The organism is Methylosinus sp. R-45379 (genome assembly GCF_001644125.1).
In the GTDB taxonomy this organism is placed as follows: domain Bacteria; phylum Pseudomonadota; class Alphaproteobacteria; order Rhizobiales; family Beijerinckiaceae; genus Methylosinus.
Genome location: NZ_LUUM01000020.1, coordinates 1 through 1,309 on the forward strand (window position 1 = coordinate 1; position 1,309 = coordinate 1,309).

Here is a 1,309-nt window from a genome sequence, read left to right on the forward strand (position 1 = left end):
CCAGCGTCATCATCACGACAAATCTCAGCTTCGGCGAATGGGCCGCCGTCTTCGGGGACGCCAAGATGACGACGGCTCTGCTCGATCGCCTCACTCACCGCTGCCACATCCTCGAAACCGGGAACGACAGCTTCCGGTTCAAGGACAGCTCCGCGAAGGCGGACAAACCTGCAAAGGAGAAGACCAAAACTTGACGACTGACTGACCCGCAAGCCATCTTCAACCCGGGTCGGTTCTCAACGGAAATCCTGGGTCAAATCTCGACGGAAATCGACACGCTGGCCTATGAGTGGCGCCGCGCCAGGGCCGCCATCGCCCGACATGAGAGCAACCTCGGCCTCCCGCTGCGCTCTTGCCCTGCCGACGCGCCCGCCTTCCGCCCGCGCGTTCGTCCCGAGCCGGCGCAAACCCGCGTCCAGCACTTTGGCTCGCTTCATCTCTTTGCCGGCCCCGGCGCTCACGCCGCCGCGGTCGACGACGCCGCGAACCGCGTCGCCGGCAATTTCCAGCGCTCCCGCAACGGCGGGCGCCACGCCGCCCACGTCGCCTAAACGAAGAAAGGAAGCCCACATGACGACGCACATCGAATACGACATCTTCGAGCCGACCAAGATCCTACGGATGATAGAGTTTCCCGAAGGAGTCATCCCGTTCGTGCCGAACATCTTCGCGACACCCGCGCGCGCGTTGCGACGCGCCAAGCCGGCCATAATAATCCCCTTCCCCGCGCATCATGAACGAGAGGCGAGACATGCCGCGAAAGCCGAGAAGTGGACCGACACAAGCAGAGATCCTGCGCGCTATCAAGGCGGTTCAGGCCTGTGGCTTGACGGTGACGGGCGTCAAAATTGAAGGTTCGGAGCTTTCGATATTGACAGCCGCGCCAGAGCCGCCAAAGCCGAAAAGTGCGCTTCGAGAATGGCTAGCGAAGCAGGACGCAGCTACCAGGGCTGAACTTGGGGGAGACTGATTGGCGCAGCCGCCTACGTCGTCTTGCCTGTTTGCGCGGGCGAGAGGCGTTTTGCGCACTCGCCGATTAGAGGCACGAATTGAAGGGCGGCCTTGTCCGGCCCCCACATCGAAGAGGCGACATTGATTTCCACGCGTGTCGTTTTTTCCGTCGCCCGAGTGAAGCGGACTTCCCACCCTTTCAGATCGCTGAAGTACCACGCAAGTCAAGACTGCCCCCGGTCCGGGAGGTCGGCTTTCTGAATGTTGCCCGCGTGCTTCACGTCGCCTTCGAGGAAATCGGATTCGATCGCAGTGAAACTGCATGCGGCCAGGGGTGAAGTAAGCATTCGCCGTAGGC

Annotated in this window: 3 protein-coding genes; 2 read left to right on the forward strand and 1 reads right to left on the reverse strand. The window is 61.9% G+C overall.

Annotation, left to right across the window (positions count from 1 at the left end):
- Positions 1-194: ATP-binding protein (locus A1351_RS01710; protein ID WP_198162191.1), on the forward strand; the 194-nt coding region annotated here is incomplete at its 5' end.
- A gap of 42 nt (positions 195-236) precedes the next feature.
- Here the strand turns inward: A1351_RS01710 and A1351_RS01715 are convergent.
- Entirely contained in the window at positions 237-584 is a 348-nt protein-coding gene (locus A1351_RS01715; RefSeq protein ID WP_157096039.1) for a hypothetical protein, read from the reverse strand.
- Between A1351_RS01715 and A1351_RS24295 the strand changes: the two genes are divergently transcribed.
- Entirely contained in the window at positions 571-852 is a 282-nt protein-coding gene (locus tag A1351_RS24295) for a hypothetical protein (protein WP_157096040.1), read from the forward strand. The genes A1351_RS01715 and A1351_RS24295 overlap by 14 nt on opposite strands.
- The last annotated feature ends 457 nt before the right edge of the window (positions 853-1,309 follow it).